General features: G+C 72.5%; 22 protein-coding genes and 1 pseudogene. 9 read left to right on the top strand and 14 right to left on the bottom strand.

Features of this window, described 5'->3' with window-relative positions; translation table 11 throughout:
* The first annotated feature begins 118 nt into the window (after positions 1-118).
* Positions 119-1,633 carry a hypothetical protein gene (locus tag BLW85_RS04360; RefSeq protein ID WP_074990763.1) on the top strand — a complete coding sequence of 505 codons (1,515 nt, stop codon included), beginning with the start codon at positions 119-121 and terminating at the stop codon, positions 1,631-1,633.
* A 33-nt stretch (positions 1,634-1,666) separates the two neighbouring features.
* On the opposite strand, the gene BLW85_RS04355 is transcribed toward BLW85_RS04360, so the two are convergent.
* The 3 genes from BLW85_RS04355 to BLW85_RS04345 all read right to left on the bottom strand — a co-directional run bounded on the left by BLW85_RS04355 (position 1,667) and on the right by BLW85_RS04345 (position 4,569).
* Positions 1,667-2,983, bottom strand: a complete 1,317-nt coding sequence (locus tag BLW85_RS04355) for a hypothetical protein (protein ID WP_074990761.1) — start codon at positions 2,981-2,983, stop codon at positions 1,667-1,669.
* A 171-nt stretch (positions 2,984-3,154) separates the two neighbouring features.
* The gene (locus tag BLW85_RS04350) at positions 3,155-3,568 is read right to left on the bottom strand and encodes an SRPBCC family protein (protein WP_070024843.1); all 414 of its coding nucleotides are present in this window, start codon (positions 3,566-3,568) and stop codon (positions 3,155-3,157) included.
* Between the two features lie 83 nt (positions 3,569-3,651).
* The gene (locus BLW85_RS04345) at positions 3,652-4,569 is read right to left on the bottom strand and encodes a serine hydrolase (RefSeq protein WP_107409066.1); all 918 of its coding nucleotides are present in this window, start codon (positions 4,567-4,569) and stop codon (positions 3,652-3,654) included.
* 184 nt (positions 4,570-4,753) lie between these two features.
* On the opposite strand from BLW85_RS04345, the gene BLW85_RS04340 reads away from it, so the two are divergent.
* Positions 4,754-5,800 carry a permease gene (locus BLW85_RS04340; protein WP_208624813.1) on the top strand — a complete coding sequence of 349 codons (1,047 nt, stop codon included), beginning with the start codon at positions 4,754-4,756 and terminating at the stop codon, positions 5,798-5,800.
* Complete coding sequence (locus BLW85_RS04335; RefSeq protein ID WP_074990759.1) at positions 5,797-6,516, top strand: TIGR03943 family putative permease subunit; 720 nt, start codon at positions 5,797-5,799, stop codon at positions 6,514-6,516. The genes BLW85_RS04340 and BLW85_RS04335 overlap by 4 nt, the downstream gene beginning before the upstream one ends.
* Here BLW85_RS04335 and BLW85_RS40555 read toward each other — a convergent pair.
* The 5 genes from BLW85_RS40555 to BLW85_RS04305 all read right to left on the bottom strand — a co-directional run bounded on the left by BLW85_RS40555 (position 6,483) and on the right by BLW85_RS04305 (position 11,607).
* Positions 6,483-8,138, bottom strand: coding sequence for a DUF6207 family protein (locus BLW85_RS40555; RefSeq protein ID WP_279628573.1), 1,656 nt, complete (start codon positions 8,136-8,138; stop codon positions 6,483-6,485). The two genes, BLW85_RS04335 and BLW85_RS40555, sit on opposite strands and share 34 nt — an antisense overlap.
* Positions 8,139-8,693: 555 nt before the next feature.
* Complete coding sequence (locus tag BLW85_RS04325; RefSeq protein ID WP_244174807.1) at positions 8,694-8,837, bottom strand: ATP-dependent DNA ligase; 144 nt, start codon at positions 8,835-8,837, stop codon at positions 8,694-8,696.
* Between the two features lie 577 nt (positions 8,838-9,414).
* A complete protein-coding gene (locus tag BLW85_RS04320) occupies positions 9,415-9,888 on the bottom strand; it encodes a nuclear transport factor 2 family protein (RefSeq protein ID WP_014670183.1) in 474 nt (157 codons plus the stop codon).
* A 529-nt stretch (positions 9,889-10,417) separates the two neighbouring features.
* Positions 10,418-10,888 carry a cyanase gene (cynS, locus tag BLW85_RS04310; RefSeq protein ID WP_074990757.1) on the bottom strand — a complete coding sequence of 157 codons (471 nt, stop codon included), beginning with the start codon at positions 10,886-10,888 and terminating at the stop codon, positions 10,418-10,420.
* A 110-nt stretch (positions 10,889-10,998) separates the two neighbouring features.
* A complete protein-coding gene (locus BLW85_RS04305) occupies positions 10,999-11,607 on the bottom strand; it encodes a carbonic anhydrase (protein ID WP_074990755.1) in 609 nt (202 codons plus the stop codon).
* 124 nt (positions 11,608-11,731) lie between these two features.
* Between BLW85_RS04305 and cynR the strand changes: the two genes are divergently transcribed.
* A complete protein-coding gene (gene cynR / locus BLW85_RS04300) occupies positions 11,732-12,640 on the top strand; it encodes a transcriptional regulator CynR (protein WP_074990753.1) in 909 nt (302 codons plus the stop codon).
* A 146-nt stretch (positions 12,641-12,786) separates the two neighbouring features.
* Here cynR and BLW85_RS39975 read toward each other — a convergent pair whose 3' ends face one another.
* Entirely contained in the window at positions 12,787-13,188 is a 402-nt protein-coding gene (locus tag BLW85_RS39975) for a hypothetical protein (protein WP_341867934.1), read from the bottom strand.
* Positions 13,189-13,784: 596 nt separating this feature from the next.
* Here BLW85_RS39975 and BLW85_RS41035 point away from each other — a divergent pair.
* Positions 13,785-14,342 (top strand): annotated as a pseudogene (locus BLW85_RS41035) (TIGR02391 family protein).
* Positions 14,343-14,837: 495 nt separating this feature from the next.
* Here the strand turns inward: BLW85_RS41035 and BLW85_RS04285 are convergent.
* Positions 14,838-15,668 carry an alpha/beta fold hydrolase gene (locus BLW85_RS04285; RefSeq protein WP_030753136.1) on the bottom strand — a complete coding sequence of 277 codons (831 nt, stop codon included), beginning with the start codon at positions 15,666-15,668 and terminating at the stop codon, positions 14,838-14,840.
* A gap of 575 nt (positions 15,669-16,243) precedes the next feature.
* Here BLW85_RS04285 and BLW85_RS04280 point away from each other — a divergent pair.
* The gene (locus BLW85_RS04280; RefSeq protein ID WP_208624812.1) at positions 16,244-17,050 is read left to right on the top strand and encodes an aminotransferase class IV; all 807 of its coding nucleotides are present in this window, start codon (positions 16,244-16,246) and stop codon (positions 17,048-17,050) included.
* Between the two features lie 39 nt (positions 17,051-17,089).
* Here the strand turns inward: BLW85_RS04280 and BLW85_RS04275 are convergent, their stop codons facing one another.
* The gene (locus BLW85_RS04275; protein WP_070024846.1) at positions 17,090-17,305 is read right to left on the bottom strand and encodes a hypothetical protein; all 216 of its coding nucleotides are present in this window, start codon (positions 17,303-17,305) and stop codon (positions 17,090-17,092) included.
* Positions 17,306-17,447: 142 nt separating this feature from the next.
* Here BLW85_RS04275 and BLW85_RS04270 point away from each other — a divergent pair, with 142 nt between their 5' ends.
* Complete coding sequence (locus tag BLW85_RS04270) at positions 17,448-17,888, top strand: universal stress protein (RefSeq protein WP_074990745.1); 441 nt, start codon at positions 17,448-17,450, stop codon at positions 17,886-17,888.
* A gap of 10 nt (positions 17,889-17,898) precedes the next feature.
* On the opposite strand, the gene BLW85_RS04265 is transcribed toward BLW85_RS04270, so the two are convergent.
* Positions 17,899-18,363, bottom strand: coding sequence for a CBS domain-containing protein (locus tag BLW85_RS04265; RefSeq protein ID WP_244174806.1), 465 nt, complete (start codon positions 18,361-18,363; stop codon positions 17,899-17,901).
* A gap of 241 nt (positions 18,364-18,604) precedes the next feature.
* Here BLW85_RS04265 and BLW85_RS04260 point away from each other — a divergent pair, with 241 nt between their 5' ends.
* The gene (locus tag BLW85_RS04260) at positions 18,605-19,456 is read left to right on the top strand and encodes a universal stress protein (protein WP_074990742.1); all 852 of its coding nucleotides are present in this window, start codon (positions 18,605-18,607) and stop codon (positions 19,454-19,456) included.
* A gap of 16 nt (positions 19,457-19,472) precedes the next feature.
* On the opposite strand, the gene BLW85_RS04255 is transcribed toward BLW85_RS04260, so the two are convergent.
* A complete protein-coding gene (locus tag BLW85_RS04255; protein WP_074990740.1) occupies positions 19,473-20,174 on the bottom strand; it encodes a response regulator in 702 nt (233 codons plus the stop codon).
* Positions 20,175-20,342: 168 nt separating this feature from the next.
* On the bottom strand, positions 20,343-21,005 hold the full coding sequence (locus BLW85_RS04250; protein WP_074990739.1) for a CBS domain-containing protein: 663 nt from the start codon (positions 21,003-21,005) through the stop codon (positions 20,343-20,345).
* Between the two features lie 290 nt (positions 21,006-21,295).
* Here BLW85_RS04250 and BLW85_RS04245 point away from each other — a divergent pair, with 290 nt between their 5' ends.
* Positions 21,296-22,195: a universal stress protein gene (locus BLW85_RS04245; RefSeq protein WP_070024851.1), complete on the top strand. Its 900-nt coding sequence runs from the start codon at positions 21,296-21,298 to the stop codon at positions 22,193-22,195.
* Positions 22,196-22,217: the final 22 nt, after the last annotated feature.

The raw sequence follows: 22,217 nt of genomic DNA, 5'->3' as shown, positions 1-22,217 counted from the left end.
GGGAGTGGTCATGTCCGGAGATTTCGGGGGCCCGGGAGGGCCTGGGGACACCGGAAGAGCCGGTGATCCCGCATTGCCCTGGCCGTGGGGCCCGGGCCAGGGACACAGCGTGCCCCCCATGCCGACCGCTCCGCCGCCCGCGCCCCCGGACGCGTGGCGGGCCGTCGCCGTCGCCCTGCTCAACCTGACCGGCCTCGGCCTCGGCTACGCCCTGCTGCGCCGCCGGCTGCTGACGGCCGCCTGCTGGGTGGCGACCGGCATCCTGCTGCTCGTCGCCCTGCCTGCCGACGCCGACGGCGTCCCGGGCGCCGTCCTCGCCGGCTACCTCCTGGTCCTGGTCCTCGCGGCAGCCCACGGTGCCCACCTCGGATACCGCACCCACCTCGCCCGGCCGGGCCGCACGCCCCTCGCGGCGCTGCTCGGCCTGGTGCTGCTCGCCGTTCCGGCCGGCGGCACGCTCTGGTACCGCAGCGCCCACGACGAGGCCGTCCAGCAGGCGCTCGTCGACCGCCTGGCGCGCGCCGACCGTCTGGTGGCGGCCGACCGGACCAAGCCGTACAACGGGGCGCGGAGCGACTACGACGAGGCCCTCTCCGTCTACCGCGACATCGCCGTCGGCCACTCCGGTTCCCGCGCCGCCCACAAGCTCCCGGACAGCCTGCACGCCTACTACGCCACGGTCGCCGCCCCCTACGCCGACCAGGAGTACTGCGACGCCATAGCCCCGCTGACCTACCTGCGCACGGTGCCCGACCGCCTGCCCAAGTCCGTCCTCGGCTCCCTGGCCGGCTGGCCCGACGACCGGCTGGCGACCTCGCTCTACGAGTGCGGGACCCAGCAGATCGCCGTGGGCGACACGACCAACTGGGTCGCCCACTTCGGCGACCTGATGAAGACTTTCCCCCGGTCCCCGCAGGCGGCCAGGGTCGCCTCCGCCGTCGACGCGGAGGTGAGCAGCGAGGAGAAGGCCATCGGCTCCCAGGCCTGTGCGGCCGTGGAGAAGCTGAACCGGCTGAACACCGGCATCGGCGAACTGTCCGCCACCGCGGGCGACGCCGACGGCGGCTTGGCCCGGGCCGCGGCCCGGGCCAAGCGCAGCGGCGACGACGGGGCGTACTCCTGCGGCATCGAGGAGTACGGGAACGGCGACTTCCTCAGCGCGCAGAAGACCATGGCCGACTTCGTCGCCGGTCACCCCCACCACAAGAACCGGGAGCGGGCCCGGAAGATCGAGATAGCCGCCGAGGTCGCCCAGACCATCCCGGCGGCCGGCAAGAAGCTGCCCACCACGGCCTCCGGCGGCAGCATCAGCGTCACCGTGAAGAACGACAGCCCGGACGACGTCACCGTCCTGTACACCGGACCGGTCACCGGCAGCTTCACCCTCAAGGGGTGCGGGAGCTGCTCGTCGTACTCGATGTACGAGACGCTGCTGTCCACCTTCAAGCCGTGCGGCGGCGGCAGGGACTACCCGCAGCGCACCATCCAACTCCCGCCCGGCACCACCTACTTCGTGCACAAGCCGGACAGCGGCAAGGTGACCACCGCGGGCTCGGACACCGCCAAGCTCCGGCCCGGGTACATCTACACCGAGTGCGCGTACACCACCCGGGGCGTCGGCTCGGGGACCTGACCGGCGGCGCCGCCGGTCAGGCCGAGCGGGGGGTCACTCCGGCCGGCCGCCCCGGCGGCGCACGGCCACCAGCACACCGGCGCCGGCCAGTACGGCCGCGCCCGCGGCGCCCGCCAGCGGCAGCGCCGAACCGGCACCGGTGTTCGCCAGGCTGCCGCCCGTGGTCGTGCCGGACGTACCGCCGGTGCCACCGGTGGCCGCGGTGCCCGAGGTACCGGTGGTGCCGCCGGTGGTGGACGACCCGCCGGTCGTGGCCGTGCCGCCGGTGCCCTTGCCGGTGCCGCCCGTGGTCGTGGTGGAGCCGGTGCCGCCCGTCGCGTCACCGCCGCCCTGCGCGCCCCCGCCCGTGCTGCCGCCACCGGTGACGGCGAGCGTGACGACCGCGGTGTCGTTCTTCTTCACGTGGTCGAACGGCCGGGGCTCCTCGGCGAGTTCGACATAGCCCTTCGCCCCGGGCGCCGCCTCGTCGATCTTCACCTTGAAGGTGTAGGTCTGCCCGCCGCCCTCGGTCACCCAGGACTCGCCGGTGCCGCAGGCGTAGGACTCGGCCCCGGTGTTCTTGCAGAAACCGTCGGCCCTGACCATCGAGGTGCCCTCGGGCAGCGTGACCAGGACGTGGGTGGCGCTCTGGCCCAGGTCCCGCAGCACCCAGGCGGGGCCCGCGTTCTTGTACGTCACCCGCAGCGTGACCGTGTCCCCGACCCGGCCGCGCAGCCGGGCGCCGGTCACCTGGAAGTCGGCCGTGTTGTCGGCGGTCACCGTGACGTCCGCGGCGTCCCAGCCGTCGTGCTGCCCGGAACCGGGCTGCGCCGGCTTCTGGTCGGGCCGCTCGGCCAGCTTCACCGCGGGAGCGGTGCCGCGCACCGGGGCCGAGGCGTTGTCGCCCGGGCCGGTGTCGGCGGAGTCCACCGTCACCCGCAGCCGGTCGTACAGGGCCCGGTCGAGCGCCTTCAGGGACAGCGGGCGCTCCGGCGCGTAGACGACGCCGGGGCGCACCGGCTGGTCGAACTCGCAGACCACCTCGGAGCGCCCCGGCTCCTCGTCGGCCGCGGCGATCTCGTAGCGCAGGCAGTTGGCGGGCACCTCGGGCTGGCTCAGGCCGCGGGTGACGGAGTACGACATCCAGACCTTGTCCAGCGCCGCGTCGCCGGTGTTGGTGAACGTGGGTGCGAGCTGGAGGTCGCTGCCCGGCTTCACCTTCTCGAACGGGGCGATCCCGCCCAGCACCAGGCCGGTCGTGGGGTCGTCGGCGGCCGTGGCCGGTGTGGCGCCCAGAGCGATCAGGGCGACGGCACCGAACGCGCCCGCGCTCTGGCGCAGTGCACGGGGGCCGGGGGAGCTGAAGGGCATGGAATCCTCTGACTGGAGCGACGGCGGTGGACGAACTGACAAGCGGGGAACGTGAGTTCCCCGCTCTGTGAGACGTCTGTGCCACCCGGACGGTTGTACGGGACATCCGTCGGGTTCCATGCCGTGCCGCGCGGGCCGCCGGGAGGGCGAGGCCCCGCCGCCTCCCGTGCCTCAGCCGGCCGGGTTGTCGGTGCGCAGGCGCACCTGTTCCTCCAGCCGGCGCAGGCTGCCCTCCAGGGCCTCGGTGACCGCGCGTTCGCCCGGGTCGTGGCGCTCGTCGAAGAAGGACAGGTGGACGGTCACCTCGCTGGCGCCGCTGCCGATGCCCGCCACCTGGAGCCAGCCGGCGTACTCGCCCTGCTCGCGGGTGCCCCATTCCAGACGCATCTGGTCGGGTTCGGCCCGCAGCAGCGCCGCGGTGTCCTGGTCGGCGCCGGCCTCGTGCACCGTGACGGCGGGCGGCTCCTCGGGAGCCACGTGCAGGGCGTCCGGCAGCCAGGTGTCCAGCTGGGTGACGTTGGCCGCCTGGTCGAAGACGTGCTCGGGCTGCGCGGGCATCGTGCGGGAACGTTCGTACTCGGCCATGTCGGCACCGCCCCTTTGGTCGGGAGTCGTACCCCCGCCGCGTGCCCCATCCACGGCGCCCGAAAAGCGCCTTCCGTGTCGCCTTACGACACGGCCTCGCGGGCGGTGCGCTCCACCAGGGAGACGCCCGCGTCCATGGAGGCGCTGCCGTCGGAGAGGACGGCGACGAGGCAGCGGTGGCCGTCGACGGTGACCGCGCCGACGCTGTTGACGTCCCACAGGCGCGTGGCGCTCCGCTCCAGCCAGCCGTTCTTCAGCTTCGTAGTGGCGCCGGCCGCGTCCACGGCCGAGACGCCCCAGGACTGCTCGGGCAGCACCTCGCCCATCAGGGTGCGGATGTAGGCCCGGGAGGCCGGGGTGAGCGCGGAGGGGGTGGTGTCGTCGAAGACCGCGCGCAGCAGCCGTATCTGATCGCTCGCGGTCGTCCGGGTCAGGCCCCACCTGCCGCCGGAGCCGCCCGTGGTCGAGGTCAGCCCGAGGCGCTTGTTGGCCGCCTCCAGGCCGGGGGCGCGGCCGATCTCCCGCCACAGGGCGTCGGCCGAGGCGTTGTCGCTGCGCCGGATCATCGGCTCGGCGTGGCCGCGCTCCTCGTCGGTGAGGGAGCGGTGGGCGTCCTGGGCCTGGAGCAGCAGCGTGGCGAGGATGTCGACCTTGACGATGCTGGCGGTGTCGTAGGCGCGGTCCGGGCCGTGCACCACGGGCGAGTCGCCGCCCGCGTCGAGGTCGAGGACGGCCGCCGTGGCGTGGGGGTCGGGCACCGGGGCGGGGGGCTCGGAAGACTTGGGCGCGGGGGCGGCGGGCCCTGACGGCTTCGCGGCCGGAGCGGACCGCGACGGCTTGGGCGAGGACGGCTTGGGGTCGGGCGTGGGCTGGGACGGCTTGGGTGCCGGAGCCGGGGTGGCGGCGGTCGCCGCGGGAACCCCGGCGGCGAGCAGGGCGGTCACCGTGGCGAGGAGGACTCCGGCCGTGCGGCGTGCGGTGCGGGGCGGATGCGAGGACATGGTTCGTGAACGTAGACAAAATCCGCCCCGAGCGAAGTGGCTGCCGTCACTCGAAGCCCCCTTTCGCCCGAATTGTGAGAAGAGCCACCGTGTCGGGCGTCATGCGGCGCACGCGGCGGCGTGGGTGCGCGGCCGGGCCGAGGTCCTCGCATATCGTCGGCGGACCCCGACATCCGGAGTGACCATGGAGAAAACGGATGAACCGGTCGGCGTGCGGGAGGGCGTGGCGGTCGTCCCCCTCCACCCGCCCGTGCGCCGCGTCCGGCCCTGGCCGCTCGTCACGGCCGCCCTGGCGGCGGGCGTCGCGGTGGTGCTGCTGCTGGGCGGCGCGCGGTGGGCGGACCAGCCGGCCGTTCAGGCCTGGCGCACCGTCTGCCTGGCCATCACCGTCCAGGCACTCCCCTTCCTGATCCTCGGCACCGTGCTGTCCGGTGCGATCAACGCCTTCGTGCCCCCCGACCTGTTCACCCGGGTGCTGCCGAAGCGGCCCGCGCTCGCCGTGCCGGTCGCGGGCGTGGCCGGCGCGGTGCTGCCGGGCTGCGAGTGCGCCTCCGTGCCCGTCGCCAACAGTCTGATCCGCCGGGGTGTCACCCCGGCCGCCGCCTTCGCGTTCCTGCTCTCCGCGCCCGCCATCAACCCCGTGGTGCTCACCGCCACCGCGGTCGCCTTCCCGGGCGATCCCGCGATGGTCGCCGCCCGGCTGCTCGCCTCCCTCGGCACGGCCGCCGCGATGGGCTGGCTGTGGCTGTGGCGGGGCGACGAGAAGTGGCTGCGCCCCGTCCTGCGCCGCCGGCCCACCGGACACGCGCACGGCCACGAGCACGGCCACGGCCGCTGGACCGAGTTCCGGCTCGGCTTCCAGCACGACTTCCTGCACGCCGGCGGCTTCCTCGTGCTGGGCGCCATGGCGGCCGCCACCTTCAACGTCGCCGTACCGCGCGCCGTCCTCGACGCCTTCTCCGGCACCCCCTGGCTGTCGGTGCTCTTCCTGGCCGGGCTCGCCGTGCTGCTGGCGGTCTGCTCGGAGGCCGACGCGTTCGTGGCCGCCTCGCTGACCGGGTTCCCGCCGACCGCCCGGCTCGTGTTCATGGTGGTCGGCCCGATGGTCGACCTCAAGCTGATCGCCCTCCAGGCGGGCACCTTCGGCCGCGCCTTCGCCTGGCGGTTCTGCACGGCGACCCTGGTCGTGGCCGTTGCCGCCGGGGCCCTGATCGGAGGCGCCCTGCTGTGAGACGGCCCGTCCAGACCCTGCTGCCCGCCCTGACCGGCGCCGGACTGCTGCACATCAGCCTGTTCACGGACACCTACCTGCGCTACGTCAAGGCCGGGCTGCGCCCCCTGCTCCTCGCCTCCGGCGCCGTCCTGCTGCTGCTCGCTCTCGCGGCGGCGCTCTCCCGGGACCCCGGCGAAGGGCACCACGGCCACGACCACGCAGGACCGCCGAGGATCGCCTGGCTGCTCCTGCTCCCGGCGCTGAGCCTGCTGCTGTGGACCCCGCCCGCGCTCGGCGCCTACACCGCCGCCCGCTCCGACGCCCAGCCGCTCGCCGCCCGCAAGAAGGCGTTCGCGCCGCTGCCCGCGACCTCCCCGCTGCCGCTGACGCTCACGGAGTTCACCAGACGGGTCCAGCAGGACGACAGCGGGGCCATCCGCGGCCGTACCGTCCGGCTGACCGGCTTCGTCACCCCGGCCCCGGGGGGCGACGGCTGGTACCTGACCCGCATCGTCTTCACGTGCTGCGCGGCCGACTCCCAGACCGTGAAGGTCCGCGTACACGGCACACCGGCGCCCCCCGCCGACACCTGGCTCGCCGTCACCGGCACCTGGCACCCCGGCGGCACCCTCGGCACCAAGGCCGCGACGGCCGCGCTCGACGTCCGCCGCACCACCCCCATCGCCCCGCCCGTCAACGCCTACACCGACGACCTCCCGATCACCCCCGGCTGAGGGCCTGGCGCGAAAGTCGGTCGCCCGCCGTCTGGGCGGTTGCCTAAGAGTTGTCCCGTAAATGATCTCCGGTTCGTCTCGGGCATGGTTGGCGACAGTGTGGCCAGCTGTCCTATCCGGCGAGGGCGAGGTTGTGCATCCGGGCGATGCCGAGCAAGGCGTGCCAGCTGTCGCCCGCGAGTCGTGCGCAGCGGGCGGCGGTGACGGGCTGATGCCGACGAGGTTTGAAGGCCAGCCGGCCGGCCTCCTGTACGACCAACTCGCCGTCCAATACGGTCGTGTCCGGCAACTGCTGGCACCCGGCCTGCACTGGCCGGAGCGGTGCGGGCCCGCGACCGCGGTGCCGGCGGCAAGAGCCAGCTGCAGAAGCTGAGCAAGGGGGAGCTGTACCAGCGGGCGACCGAACAGGAGGTTCCCGGCCGGTCGAAGATGAGCCGGGAAGAGCTCATCGACGCCGTCGCCCGCGGTGGACGCCGCCGGAAGAAGGCCGCTGCCTGACTGCTGCTGGCCGCGCATACGCGGTGCCGCACGGTCCGGCACCGGCGATGCCACGTGCCGAGTTCCCAGCGCACGTCCAGGTAGCAGCGCAGCCGGACACCGGGCTCGCCGGGAGCCCGGTTCGTGGTGTCCGCGGTCGCGGTCGCCCACCGCCCGGCGAGCAGCTCCTGGACCGCGAATGCCGTCTCGTCATCGGCGGCCGCGACCTCGACGACGGCCAGGCCCGGCTCCGCCCCCCGGGCCTCATCTATCGCATGCGAGGACGATCGTTCGGCTGAAGCCTCGCATTGCCCTTCGCCGCGTAGGGCGAGAGCGACCAGACCGAACGTCTTCGGCCGTGCCTGCACCCGCCGGGCCCAGCGCCCCCACAGACCCGTCCCGGACTCGGATACGGCCTGTGCGCGTCCGCCGGTCAGAGCGCGGCGCTCACGGCGGCTGAGGACCCGCGTGCCGATCAGACCGAGCAGCGCCGGCAGCAGGGTGATCGCGGCCAGCACGGTCAGCACCACGGTGACGGCGGCGCCGATGGCCATGCCGTTGATGATGCCGACGTTCAAGGTGAGCATGCCGAGCAGCGCGACGACGACGGTCAGTCCGGCAAAGACCACCGCACGACCGGAGGTATTGAGGGACGTGGCGATCGACTCGCCGACGCTCATGCCCGCCATCAGATTCGTGCGGTGCCGGTTGACGATGAACAAGGCGTAGTCGATGCCCACGCCCAGACCGATCAGGGAGCCGAGGGTCAGCGTGGTGTCGGACAGAGCGATCACATGGCTGAGCAGCATCACCGCGATCGCGGAGGTGCCCACACCCGCGATGGCCGTGATGATGGGCGGCGCCGCCACCCACACCGCCCGGAAGACGAACAGCAGCACCACGAAGGCCAGCGCGATTCCCATCGCGTCGGCGACCGGGTTCGGCTTGGGATTGACGGTGAACGCCTGCCCGTTCAGCGCGATGTGCAGCGATGCCGACTCCGGGGCGGTGGCGAGCTGCTTCACCCGCGCGATCTGCGTGTCGCTGACGCCCTGCTCGAACGAGACGGTGGCGTAGGCCGTCGTACCGTCCCTGCTGACCTGCCGCCCACCGGCAGCCGTGAACGGGCTGCCGACCGAGGCCACGCCGGAGCGGTCTCGATCCTCTTCACGGCGTCGGCCATCGGCCGCTCGGAGGCGGGGTCGGTCACCTTGCCGTCCCGCACCTGCCAGACGACCCGACCGCTCTTACCCGCCGCACTGCTGGCAGCCTTCTGCAGCAGGGCCGCCGCCTTGGCGGAATCGGTGTTCAGCGAGGTCGGGCTGTTGCCGAAGCTGCTGCCGATGGCACCGACCGCGCCGCCGAGAGCGATCAGCAGGCCCACCCAGGCCAGGACGACAGCGAGCCGGTGCCGGTGGCACCAGCGGGCCAGAGGGGACATCGACGAGCCTCCCAGGGGTTACGTCACACGAGCCGGGCCGACCAGTCCCGGCCCACCCTCACGCTCGCATCCCCCCCGGTCTCTCGTCGTTGGCCGAACGCAGACACTCGGGTCTACTGCGATCGCAGTAGACCGGCGGCATCGGCCAGCCTCAGGACTCGCCCAGCCCAGGACCGTTTGGCCGCCGCCGTTGGGGATGCGGCCGAGCCCTGCAGCGCCGTGTGGCGCGTCGACGCCTGGGCGATGTGCCTCCAATCAGTCAGTACGGCGGCGCCGTCAGGCGGGGGACGTCGGCGGGGGTGAGGTCAGGCCGGGCGCGGTGCCAGCGCGCGGGACGGCGCCACCGGCCGGAGGCGTCACGGGCGGCGTCGACGCCGACCTCCGCCACCAGCTCAGGTTCCACCAGCGTGACGTCCAGCTGCTCCCTGGCTGCCCCACCCGGCGGAGAACGACCAGCCCGTCCATGGATGCCCGCGCCGCCGGGCCGCGAGCAGGCCGGCGACCGAAGCACGCGCCGCCCGGGCGAGGGTGGTGGTGCGGCCGACGTACTGGAAGCGGCCCTCGTCGTCGTACCGTCCGAGCAGCAGCGTCCGCGGAGGGGTCGGGGAACCGGTGACCGCGCCGACGATCGCCTCACTCGTCTCCCGGACCTACTGGTGAAGAGGAGCTTGATCGTGGGCTTGGTTCCCGTTGCCTGCTCGTGCAGCCCTGCAACAACGCGTTCAGTGGCCGCGCGGTTCAGGCGCTTCGACCGACTGCCCGCTGGGCTGTCGTGCCTCGACCCGCTGTCGGCCGAGGCCACAGGCTTCGCTGCGAGAGGCAGAGGGCGGGCCTGAAGGGACGGGGACGGTCTCGCCCCACTGCCTCAGGCCTGTCCCCTGTCGGGCGCACGCATCACGCCGCGTCCGCTCTCCGATCGACGGCTACCCGGCAGGCTCTCAGCCGGGTGGCCGGCCTGGGACCTGTCGCGGCGGCGAGGGTTACAGGCCGAGGTCGCTCAGGCCGGGGTGGTCGTCGGGGCGGCGCCCGAGGGGCCAGTGGAACTTGCGCTCCGACTCCTTGATGGGAAGTTCGTTGATGCAGGCGTAGCGGTGGTGCATCAGGCCGTTGTCGTCGAACTCCCAGTTCTCGTTGCCGTAGGCGCGGAACCAGTTGCCCGAATCGTCGTGGTACTCGTAGGCGAAGCGCACCGCGATGCGGTTGCCGTCGAAGGCCCACAGTTCCTTGATGAGCCGGTAGTCCAGCTCCCGGTTCCACTTGCGGGTGAGGAAGGCGACGATCTCGTCGTAGCCGGTGGCGAACTCAGCGCGGTTGCGCCAGTAGGAGTCCGGTGTGTAGGCGAGGGCGACCTTTTCCGGGTTGCGGGAGTTCCAGCCGTCTTCCGCCAGGCGGACTTTCTGGATGGCGGTCTCCCGGGTGAACGGCGGGAACGGGGGGCGCGGTTCGTGACTCATGTTGCTTCCTCTGGGTCTGTTGGTACCGCCGCTGGCGGGGGTGCTGTCCCCCTGTCTGCGACGGTTCGGTTCGGTGTGGCGGCCCGCGCTCTGGCGGACCGAGGTGTGATGACGGTACGGCGGGTCCGGGGAGTGGCTTGCCGACGAGCGCATGGGTTGTTGTCCGAAGAAGAAGCGCCTGCCCAGGTCACGAGCTTGCCTGGATGATGAACGGACGACGGCATGCCCGGGACCACGAACGGCTCATTCAGCACTCGGAAAGCTAGATCACCTGGGCGGCGATCGCGCTGATGACTCGCCGTATCTCCCGCCGGAACACCAGGTGGACGAAGAAGCCTGAGCGCGTCGCGCAAGCTGCCTGAACAGTCACCACAGCTCTGACCTGCGGCTGTGCAGATGGCCGCGGCCATCCCGCCGGGCGGCGCGGCGACTTCGGGAGCCGTCCCGCCGGGCGCTCGACGGCCGCATCTCGGGCGGGCCTGGGTCAGGTGGACCCTGAAACCCGCCGCCGGCACGGCGGACGGCTGGGTCAGAAGGGCTTGGTGGGCAGGTACTTGCCGTCCAGGGTGATCACCGCGCGCTCGCCGCCCTCGGGGTCGGCGACCTTCTTCACGTCGAGCTTGAAGTTGATCGCGCTGATGATGCCGTCGCCGAACTGCTCGTGGACCAGGGCCTTGAGCGTGGTGCCGTAGATCTGGACGATCTCGTAGAAGCGGTAGATCGTCGGGTCGGTCGGGACGCCGCCGGGAATTGAGCCCCGGGTCGGGATGGCCTGAAGCAGCACTGCCGCCTCCTCATCCAGTTCCAGCAGCTCGGCGACCGCCCTGGCGGCGGCCTCCGGCAGCGGATGCTGACCCAGCAGCGCGGCGGTCGTGAACGCGACCGACAGGCCGCTGGCGTCGGCGATCTCCTGCCAGGTCAGGTCCTTGCGCGTCTTGGCCTCGACAACCACAGCGGCCAGGGCCTGCCGGGCGGCAGGGTCGAACTGAGCGTGCACCATGAGGGTGCTCCTTTCCAACATGCCGACCCGCACTACAGCGAGCTCAGCGAGTCATAGGGTCGGGGGATCAGGCCGCCGGACGGCGGTCTGGACGAAAGGGCCAGGGCGGCTCAGGCCGCGAGGGCGGCGGAGCAGCCCGTGGCCGGGTCGAGTTGGTCGACCGCGCCGGTGGGGATGTCGTAGACCCAGCCGCGCAGCGTGAGGGTCTCCGCCGCCAGCGCCCGGGCGACGCTGGGGTGCGTTGCCAGGTTCGCCAGCTGAGCGATCACGTTGTTCCGTACCAGGACGCTCACCTTGTCCTCGACGGGCTCGGCACAGGCCGTACGGGCCCGGGAGGCCTCCGCGTGCCGCAGCCAGTGGGCGACGGCCGGCAGGGCGGCGAGGTCGTGGTCGTCCGCCAGGGCGGTCATCGCGCCGCAGGCGGAATGCCCGCAGACGACGATGTCGGACACGCCCAGGACGGCGACGGCGTACTCGATGCTCGCCGCGATCCCATCAGCGTTCGGGGTGTAGGCGGGCACCAGGTTTCCGGCCGTCCGGATGACGAACAGCTCGCCCGGCTCGCTCTGTGTGATCAGCTCCGGTATGACGCGGGCGTCGGAGCAGCTGATGAACAGGGTGCTGGGCCGGTGCGTGGTGGCCAGGTGCTGAAAGTGCGCCGCCTGGGCGGGATAGACGTCCCGCTGGAAACGTGCGACTCCCTCGGCGAGGTCTTGCATGGTCACTCCTTTCGGCCAGTGCCCGACTGGTGCGGGTTGACGAAGTCCACCATGCATGAACTGTGCTTATAGAGTCCAAGACGCCCTGAATATAAGATCTATTGGTCTCATCTATAGTGATGTCATGGGCTTCGAACTACGTCATCTGCGCTATCTGCTCGCCGTCGCCGAACAAGGCAGCTTCACCCGCGCCGCCGAAGTCCTGCACATCTCCCAGCCGACCCTGTCCCAGCAGATCAGACAGATGGAACGCGTGATGGGCACGCAGTTGCTGGACCGTACGGGTCGTGCCGTGCGCCTTACCGACGCCGGTGAGACCTACGTCCACTACGCCCGTCGCGCCCTGCAGGAACTCGCCGCTGCTGAACGCGCCGTCCACGACGTGGCCGACCTCTCCCGCGGCAGTCTGCGCCTGGCGGTCACCCCCACCTTCACCGCCTACCTCATCGGCCCCCTCACCGGGCAGTTCCACGTCCAGCATCCCGACATCACCCTGAGCATCAGGGAGATGACGCAGGACCGCATCGAGTCCGCCCTCCTTGCCGATGACCTCGATCTCGGGATCGCCTTTCGCGGTGCCCACCTGCCCGGCATCACCACGGACGACTTGTTCACCGAAGCCCTCAGCCTCGTCGTCGGCACGCACCACCCCTACGCTGACCGGACAGACCCGCTACCCGTGCGAGAACTGGAAGGCCGCCCCCTGGCCATGCTCAGTAGCGACTTTGCCACCCGCAGGCACATCGACGCCTACTTCGATCAGCACCGCACCACGCCGCGCATCGCGATGGAAGCCAACTCGGTCAATGCCGTCGTCGAAATGATCCAGCGCACCCCTCTGGCATCTGTGCTGCCCGAGGCCACCGCCCGGGATCACCCGCATCTGCGTGCCGTCCCCCTCGAACCGCCCCTGCCCGAGCGCATCGTCACTCTGCTCTGCCGCTCGGGCTCCTACCAAAGTGCTGCCGCCCGGGCTTTCACCCACCTCACCCGACAATGGGTCGCCTCCAGCGGATACTCCTCCTCCCCGTGAGGTCGCGGAGGCAGCGGGCGGTGGCCCATGGCGCAGGGACGCTGTCGGTCCAGCGGACAGGTCGAGCCGTGGAACTCTCCCTTCGTACGGCACGCCCTCTGATCGACCAGCAAAGCCCGCACGGCTCGCTCAGCTCTCGCGGTCGGTCACGGACGCCGCTGCCACCGTCGCGGGCAGCAGACGGCAGGACACAGGCCTGGAGCTCGGGAGTACCGGCTCTGGACCGATTCCGGAAGACCGGCGCGGCCGCCGTGGCGGCCCATCAGCGTCTCTGCCCGTGCCCAGAGGACAGGCGGGATACGGCGGCCCACCCGGCCGGTGCGGTGGGCGAGGAAGTCACCGGTTACGACGGCGCCGGCCGCCACGGCGCTGACCAGGGGCAGGCTGATGTGCCCGGTCCGGGCGAGGGCGCCCGCGGTCAGGAGCAGGGGCAGTGTGGGGATGACCGCGCCCACCAGCAGGACCGACTCGGCCAGTACCGCCGTGGCCACGACCGCGTAGACCGCGACCGTCGGGAGGTGGCCGAGGGGTTCAAAGCCCGCGTTCACCGCCGCGCCCCGGCGAGAGGCTGCTCGGAGGATTGCGCGGACACGAGGGGGCGACGCAGGTGCCAGACGTGGGCGGGGCAGGTTGGCCCAGACCGTCCAGCGGCCGGTGGCGTAGGCGCGCTGGTAGGCGGCCATGACCTCGTCCACCGCAGCGTGGCGCCGTGCTTCGGCCCGGGAGGCGGTCAGGGCGCGTGACCTGCGGGTGCCGACGCGGCTTCCAGTCGGGACGCGGGCAGTTACCCGTGGAGCTTCAGCGGGATGATGGGGCTAGCGGAGCGCTGCCTCGACCCGGCGAAGGCCGTGCGCCTGGAGGCGCCGGGCCGTGGCTGGTTCCGCCGGCGGCCCTGACGTCACCAAATCGGTGTCCTCTGTCGGTGCGTACTCCTACTGTGGCGGCGTGACCTTCACCTACCACGCTCCCGTACCTGCCCAACAGGTACGGGAGCTTCCGATACGGGACGTCGCCCTGCTCTTGCTCAAGCACCTGGCGAGTGGGAACGGGCGTGCTCTGCAGCTGAACAGCATCGTGGGCTCGATTGCGGCCCGCGCGTACGAAGGAGAGCCGGACGTCGGCCGACTTCTCGACAAGCTGGCCGATGCCTGGTCATGGCTTGAGTCCCCGGGCGCTGCTCGCCCGGGACCGAACCCAGAAGGAAGCCTTCCGCCGGGTCTCGCAGGAGGGCATGGAGCTGGCGAAGGAGCCTTCTGGCCTGGCTCGGTTCGAGGCCGGCGAACGCTTTTCAGGCCCGTTGCACCCAGCCCTTGAGGGGCCGGTGCGCACCAACTTCCATCTGGGCGAGTACGAGATCGCCAGCTTCGCGGCCATGAAAGCAGTCGAGGTCGCCGTGCGCGAAGCATCCGGCCTCGACAACTCCCTGGTCGGCGTGCCCCTCGTGCGTGCAGCGTTCCAGCCACACAAGAATGGCAAAGTCGGCGGGCCACTGGCTGACGCCGAAGCCGAAGGCGGCGAGCAGGAAGCCGCCTCGGCTCTCTTCGCCGGAGCCATGGGCGCGTAAAAGAACCCCTCCAGCCATCGCACCGTGAAGTTCGACGACCCGATCGAGGCTGCGGAGATCATCCAGTTCGCCGACCTGTTGCTGCGCCAGGTCGAACGGGCCAAGCAGCGTACGCAGAGTGGTGAGGCAGGAGCCTGACAGCGGGGTTGTTGTGAACGCGAGAGCCGGGGAGGCCGACCCGAACGGCGGCTTGCCCAGTCCGTCCTCGAAGCGCTGAGGTGGTGCCCGCGCGGCCGGACGCTTTGATCCGTGCTCACGAGGAAGCTGCGGTGAAGACCTTCTCGACGGGGCAGACGGTCGCACGGGGCGACGTGCATCGCTCCGGGCGGGTGTGGAGCGAGCGGGCGCTGCGCGTGATCGCCGACTCCGGCGAGGCACTGATGACTGCGTGCGCGCCGGGGGGCGCAGGCCCAGTTCGCCTCGAGAAAGAAGTCACGGACGGCCCAGTACGGTCACGGCTGGAAGACGGTCGATCGTCTGGACGCGGGCCATTAGCACCTACTACCCCAGTTACACCGTCGTTCGTTCGACAGACCCCGCGCGTCCCCCGGTAACGGCCCGCATGGGCATTACCGGGGGACGGTGTGTCGCTATCAGGTTCCCGCTGTCGCCCGGCGAGGCGGATGGTGCGTCTTAACCCTCCACGAAGGCCAGGATGTCGGCGTTGAGCACCTCAGGGTGCGTCGACAGCATGCCGTGGGGGTAACCCTCGTAGCTCTTGAGCGTGCCGTCCTTGAGCAGCTCAACGGACTTCGGGGCCGAGTCGGCGTACGGCACGACCTGGTCGTCCGTCCCGTGCATCACGAGCACGGGGACGTCGATCTTCTTGAGGTCCTCGGTGAAGTCGGTCTCCGAGAACGCCTTGATGCATTCGTAGTGGGCGTTCGTCGCGCCCATCATGCCCTGCCACCACCACCGGTCGATGAGTCCCTGGGACACCTCGGCCCCGGGCCGGTTGAAGCCGTAGAAAGGGCCGGCCGGGACATCGATGAAGAACTGGGCCCGATTGGCGGCGAGCGCGGCACGGAATCCGTCGAAGACCTCGATCGGAGTGCCTTCGGGGTTACTGTCCTTCTTCACCATGACCGGGGGGACGGCAGAGACTAGTACCGCCTTGGAGACCCGGCCGGGCTTGGCCTGCGCCACGTAGCGCGCGACCTCGCCGCCGCCGGTGGAGTGCCCGATGTGCACCGCTCCCTGCAGGTCCAGGTGGTCGGTCAGCACGTTGACGTCGGCGACGTAGGTGTCCATCTCGTGGCCGGTCGAGGGCTGGCTGGAGCGCCCGTGCCCGCGGCGGTCGTGGGCGATGACGCGGTAGCCCTTGGAGAGGAAGAACAGCAACTGGGCGTCCCAGTCGTCCGAGCTGAGCGGCCAGCCGTGGTGGAAGACGATCGGCTGGGCGTCCCGCGGGCCCCAGTCCTTGTAGAAGATGACGGTGCCGTCCGGCGTGGTGACTGTGCTCATTACTGCTTCCTCTGCTTGTTCGGATGTTCGGTTGTGCATAGCGTCAGTCGACCCGTGTCCCGGTGAACGCCGGGGTGTGTCGGCCGGCTGCCGCGCCTGTGCGAGAAGTTCTCGCCTTTGGACGGCTCTCGGCCGGCCTGCCGCCCGAGCCGCGTGGAGCTCACCTGGCGGAGCTCACTTGGTTGCTCCGACGGCCTGCAGCTTGAAGCCCCTCTTCAGTAACCGGGAGGTGACGGGGGCGTAGGAGGAGGCGTCGGCGAACGCTCCATGGACGAGAACGATGGTGGGCCGGGTCACGGTGAGTCCTCGGGTGAGCGATGGGCGGCGAGACCCCTCCACAGTAGGGAGTCATATCGCGGCGTCTTGTCTCTGAGCGCACGACGTCCGACACGAGAGTGCTCGCGCGGCATGCGCGAGACCGTCGCGTCATCGACCGTAGCCGGAATCGCCGCAGTCAGCGCGGCGAGCTTCGGTCCGCGGTGGTCGTGGCTTCGCTCGGTTCGCACCGCAGCCCTTAGGGTGGCCGGGACAGGCCAGGGCCGGATACGGGCGAGGGAGGGGTCGTCATCGACCGGGTGGAAGTCAACGGTGCCGAAGCGGACGGCGAGGACCTGAAGGTGCTCGCGCGGGCCACCTACGCGCACTTCTCGTCGATGCAGGCGCGGGGCGGGGCGGTCCGGGGACTGGATCTGCACCTGAAGCGGCTGGCGGACAATACGCGGGAGCTGTTCGGCACGGGTCTGGACACCGAGCGGGTGCGGTCCTTCGTCCGGCACGCGCTGCTCGCCCGCCCGGACGCGGCGTCGGTGCGCGTGACCGTCTTCAGCCGCCGGCAGGACGCCGTGCTGCGCGGCGAGGAGGTGGCCCCGGACGTGGCCGTGACGACCGGCGACCCGCTCCCGGAGCGGACCTCGCCCGTGCGGCTGCGGACCGTGGCGTACGAGCGGGACCTCGCGCACGTCAAGCACGCGGGGACCTTCGGACTCGGTCTCCACCGGCGCCGGGCGGTGCTCGCCGGGTACGACGACGCGCTGTTCGTCGACCGCGACGGCCGGATCGGCGAGGCCTCGGTCTCGAACATCGGTTTCTTCGACGGCGAGCGGGTGATCTGGCCCCGGGCCGCCGTGCTGCCCGGGATCACGATGCAGCTGTTGGAGCGGGGACTGGCGGCGAAGGGCGTCCCGTCCGAGCGGCGGGAGGTCCACCTGCGGGACCTCGGGACCTGGGCGGCCGGCACCCCCGCCCTCGCGGCCTTCCTCTCGAACTCCATCTCGCCGGCCGTCCCGGTCGCGGGCGTCGACGCGACGGCGCTGGCCGTCGACCCGGCACTGACCGACCTGCTCGTCGGCTGCTACGAGAGCAACCCCTGGCAGCCCGTGTAGGCGTGTCACGCCGTGCCCGGCACGATCCGTGAAGCAGGCCTAACCGAACAGCCCGCGCACCCGGATCGTCTCTACCCGCCGCCAGGTGCCACCGGGCAGCAGCAGCCACTGGTTCCCGGCGCCGTGACCGCGCCAGTGCCCGGCGCCCGGGGTGGCGTGGGCGGTGCGGGGGCGCGCGCCGCGGCGTGCGGGCAGCGGGGCCCCGCAGTCGCGCGCGGCCCGGTTCTTGCCGTTCTTCTTGGTCCGACGTGCCATCCCTGGCTCACCTCCCGGTCCTCTTCCCGCAGGATGCACCCCCGGGGCGCCCGGCGGCAGGGCCGAACGGACGCTCTTTTCTGGCGCCCCGGCGGCGCGTCGCGCAGCGTGGAGGACAGGGGGCACGCAGAGAGGTGGACAGATGGACCAGGACGTCTCCAAGCCCCGGGTCGTGGTGGGGGTCGACGGCTCGCCGTCCTCCTTCGAAGCGGTGCGCTGGGCCGTACGTTACGCCGGTTTCGTCGGTGGCGCCGTCGAGGCCGTCGCGGCCTGGGAAGTGCCGCTGTACGGCTGGTCCGCGCCCGCGGTGGACATGTACATCGACGAGGAGGCCACCCGAGAGCAGATGCGGCAGGAGCTGACGGAGGTCCTCGGCGCCGAGAAGGCCGCCAAGGTGCACACCCGCGTGGCGCACGGCAACCCCGCCGAGGTCCTGCTGCGGGCCGCCGAGGGCGCCGAGGTGCTGGTCGTCGGCAACCGGGGCCGGGGCGGCTTCGCCCGCGTCATGCTGGGGTCGGTCAGCCAGCGGGTGGCCGCGCACGCGGCCTGCCCGGTGGTGATCGTCCGCACCGAGGAGACCTGAACCCGTCGGCCTACGGCGGTCCGGGCGGCTCGCGCAGCACGCTCCAGGCGACCGGCCCGAGCAGATCGGCCAGCCGGCGGAAGACGTCCAGCAGCAGGTCGTCCAGCGTCAGCACGCCCACCGGCCGCCCGCCGTCCAGGACGGGCAGCCGGCGCACCCCGGTGCGGCGGAAGGCGCGGTAGGCCGCGTGGATCTCGTCGCCCGCGTCGAGCGTGACCACCCGCGGCGACATCACCGCGTCGACGCGGCTGCCCAGCGGCAGGCCCTCGCCCAGCCCGCGCAGCGCCAGATCGCGGTCGGTGACGATCCCGCACAGCGTGCCGTCCTCGACGACGAGCAGGGAACCGACGGCGGCCTCGGCCATCCGCCGGGTGGCCTCCGCCAGGGAGACGTCCGGGGCGACGGTCACGGGCGGCGCGGACATCAGCCGGCCGACGCTCACCGGGCCTTCCGCGGACGGCGGGACACGAGTCATGCGGCCTCCTTCGCACATCGACGGGGGACACGGAACCGGGGGACCGCGCCGGGCGCCGCCACCAGCCCGCGTCGGACGGGCCGGCGCCGGGCAGGGGCCGCCCGGTCCCCGCAGGGGAATCGGATTCCCCGGGACGGGGAGCATGTACCCATCCGCTGGTCCGTCCGGCCGTGTCGGCGCGGAACCGGACCCGTAGGTCGCGCGCCGCTCGCGCGCGGCCGAGAAAAGGCAGGTGAGAACGATGCCTCTGCCCCTGGTCGTGGGCGTCGACGGCTCCGAGGACGGCCTGGTGGCGGTGGACTGGGCGACCGACGAGGCGGTCCGGCTCGGGCTGCCGCTGAGGATCGTGCACGCCTCGCTCTGGGAGCGGTACGAGGACCGGCTCCCGTCGCTCGGCGGCGAGCGGCCCGCCCCGCGGGTGATGGCCGAACACATCGTGGCCTCGGCGGCCGAACGGGCGGGGCGGCGCGCCCCGGACCTGGAGGTCGATTCCGCCGTCCTGGCCGACGATCCGGTGGCCGCGCTGCTCGCCGAGGGCGACAACGCCACCGCGGTGGTCACCGGAAGCCGGGGCCGGGGCGGGCTGAAGAGCCTGCTCCTCGGGTCGGTCGCCCTGGCCGTGGCCGGGCGGGCCTGCGGACCGGTGATCGTGGTCCGCGGCGACAGGGCCGGGGTCGAGGGCACGCACGACCGGGTGCTGCTCGGCGTCGGCGAGCCCGGCGCCGCCGGAACGGCCGCCGGCTTCGCGTTGCGCGAGGCCGCCGCCCGCCGGTGCGTCCTCGACGCCGTACGCGCCTGGCGCCGGCCCGGCGCACCCGCGGCGACGGAGCGCGACGACGAGGAGGAGGCCGCCGCGGCGATCGACGAACTGCTCGGGCCGGCGCCGGCCGGACACCCGGGCGTACGGGTCTCCCGGACCGTCCTCGAAGGGCCGCCCGGCAAGGTGCTCCTGCACCGGTCGGCCGCCGCCGACCTGCTGGTCCTCGGGGTGCGCAGGGAACACGGCCGCCACGGGCTCCAGCTGGGCCGCGTCACCCACCGGCTGCTGCACCACGCCCTGTGCCCGGTGGCCGTCGTCCCCCAACTGCCGTGACGGGTACGGGAGTCGGTCAGCGCGCGGAGTGTTCCTTCGCGTCCCGCGGCTCCAGCTGGGAGGCGAGCACGGCGGCCTGGACGCGCCGCTGCACCCCGAGCTTGGCCAGCAGCCGCGAGATGTGGTTCTTGACCGTCTTCTCCGACAGGTACAGCTTCCGGCCGATCTCACGGTTGGTCAGGCCGTCCCCGATCAGCGCCAGGATGTCCCGCTCCCGCGGCGACAGGCTCGCCAGCTCCGGCGGCAGCGACGGCGTCTCCTCGGGGTCGGCCCGCAGCGAACGCATCAGCCGGGCCGTCGTCTCCGGGTCCAGCATCGACTGGCCGGAGGCGACCGTGCGCACCGCGGAGACCAGGTCGGACCCCTTGATCTGCTTGAGCACATAGCCGGAGGCACCGGCCATGATCGCGTCCAGCAGGGCGTCCTCGTCGTCGAACGAGGTCAGCATCAGACACGCCAGCTCCGGCATCCGGTCGCGCAGCTCGCGGCAGACCGAGATGCCGTCCCCGTCGGGCAGCCGGACGTCGAGCACGGCGACGTGCGGGCGCAGCGCGGGGCCCCGGACCAGCGCGTGCGCGGCGGTGTCGGCGTCGCCGACGACGGAGATGTCCGGTTCGGCGTCGAGCAGGTCGGCCAGGCCGCGCCGGACCACCTCGTGGTCGTCCAGGAGGAACACCCGGATCGGGTCCTGTGCCGTGAAGGTGCGTGTCTCGGTCATCTCGACCTCTCGTTGCGGAAACGGCCGTGCTGCGGCCCGTCACCCGGCCGATCATCGCCGCCGGTCGTCGCGGGCACCAGGGCCGATCGGCCCCATTTCACACGGATGTGCCGACCTGCGCGCCCCTCAAGGGTGTCACGCCCGGCCTCCCCGGGAGCGGCCCGCCCGTCAGACGTGCGCCGCCCGCTGACCGGCCGCCAGGTCGAAGCGCACGTCCACGACGCCCTCGACCGCACGCACCAGCCGGGCGGCCACGGGCACCAGGGAGGTGTCCCGGACCCGGCCGAGCACCGTCACCACACCGTCCTCCACTCGCAGTTCCACGGCCGAGTCCGGCGGCGGGAAGAGCGGCGTCACGATCTCGCGCCGTACCTCCTCCTGGATCTCCCGGTCCCCGCGCAGGAAGACCTTCAGCAGGTCGGCGCGGCTCACCACGCCCTCCAGCATGCCGGTCTCGTCCACCACGGGCAGCCGCTTGACCCGCGCCCGGGCCATGGTCCGCGCGGCCTCGGCGAGCGTCGCGTCCGCCCGGACGGTGACCGCGGGGGAGGACATCAGGTCTCCCGCGGTGATCGCCTCGCCCTTCGCCAGGTCGGACCGGGGCCGCAGCCGCCGGTAGTCGTCCGACGGGTCGTCCCGCAGCTCCTCCTTGGGCAGCAGATCCGCCTCGGAGACCACCCCGACCACCCGCCCCTCGCCCTCGATCACGGGTACGGCGCTGACCTGCCAGTCCTGCATCATCTCCACGAGCTCCTTGAAGGGGGCCCGCCGGCCGACGGCGGCGACGGTGGTCGTCATGACATCGCTGACGGTGTGCGGGGTGCCGTACATGGTGACTCCGTGGCTGCTCGACGGACGTCCCGGCGGGAGTCGCCCCGGGCGGGACCCTCTGTCCCCAGCGTGCGCCGGTCGCCGCCGGTCGGCACAGGGGCCGCCCGGCCCCGCCGCCGGCCGCTCGCGCGGGCCGGTCGGTCCCGGCCCGGGACCAGCGGCCCCTGATCGGCTCGCCGTCCGCGCGCAACGCTGGAATCGTCGCTCTTGTCCCCGAGCGGCGCGGCCCCGGCAGGTGGGACACCGCACGCGGTGGACGCCCCGGGGTGACAGGCGAGAGGTGGAGAGACATGACCCGAACCGTCACCGCCGGCCTCGACGGCTCGCCCGAGAGCCGGGCCGCCGTCGAATGGGCGGCGCGCGAGGCGGCCCTGCGCGACCTGCCGTTGAAGATCCTGCACGTGCGGGAGCCGGAGACCGGCGGGGACGCGGACGAGCGCGCGGCGGCCGAGGCGTGGGCCCGGACCGTGCGCGACTGCGCGGAGGGCCTGCGGCTGCGCCACCCCCGCATCGAGGTGGTCACCGACCAGGTCACCGGCGAACCGGCCCGCGCCCTGGCCGAGGCCGCCGACGGTTCGGAGCTGCTGGCCCTGGGCTCCCGCGGCCTCGGCCGGTTCGGCGGCTTCCTGATCGGCTCGGCCGGACTGTCCGTCATCGCCCGCACCATGCGTCCGGTGGTGCTGGTCCGCGCGGGTGAACAGGCCGCCGACGAGCACCAGCCGGACCCCTCGGGCGTCCCGTCCGCCGCGACCCCCTTCCTGCCCGTCGTCCTCGGCCTCGACATCGACGACCCCGAGGGGCCCTGCCAGGCGCTGCTGGAGTTCGCCTTCGACACCGCCGCGCGCCGCGGTGCCGCGGTGCGGGTCGTGCACGCCTGGACCCCGCCGCCGTACGCCGCGTACGGCATCCCCGCCGAACCGCCCGTGGTGCCCTCCTACGGACGCCGGGCCTCGGCCCTGCTCACCGAGGTGCTGCGGCCCTGGCGGCAGAAGTATCCGGACGTCGAGGTGAGCGAGGCGAGCCGGGCCGGCAACGCCGCGCCGGTCCTGGTCGAGGCCGCCCGCGGAGCCTCCCTCGTGGTCGTCGGCCGACGGGTGCGCACCAGCCCCTTCGGCATCCACATCGGCCATGTCACCCACGCCGTCCTGCACCACGTCGGCGCCCCCGTGGCCGTCGTCGCGCACGCCTGACCGGCCCGTATGCCCCGGGAGG

It is taken from the genome of Streptomyces misionensis, from assembly GCF_900104815.1.
Lineage (GTDB): Bacteria > Actinomycetota > Actinomycetes > Streptomycetales > Streptomycetaceae > Streptomyces > Streptomyces misionensis.
This window is presented reverse-complemented; position numbering and strand designations above follow the sequence as displayed.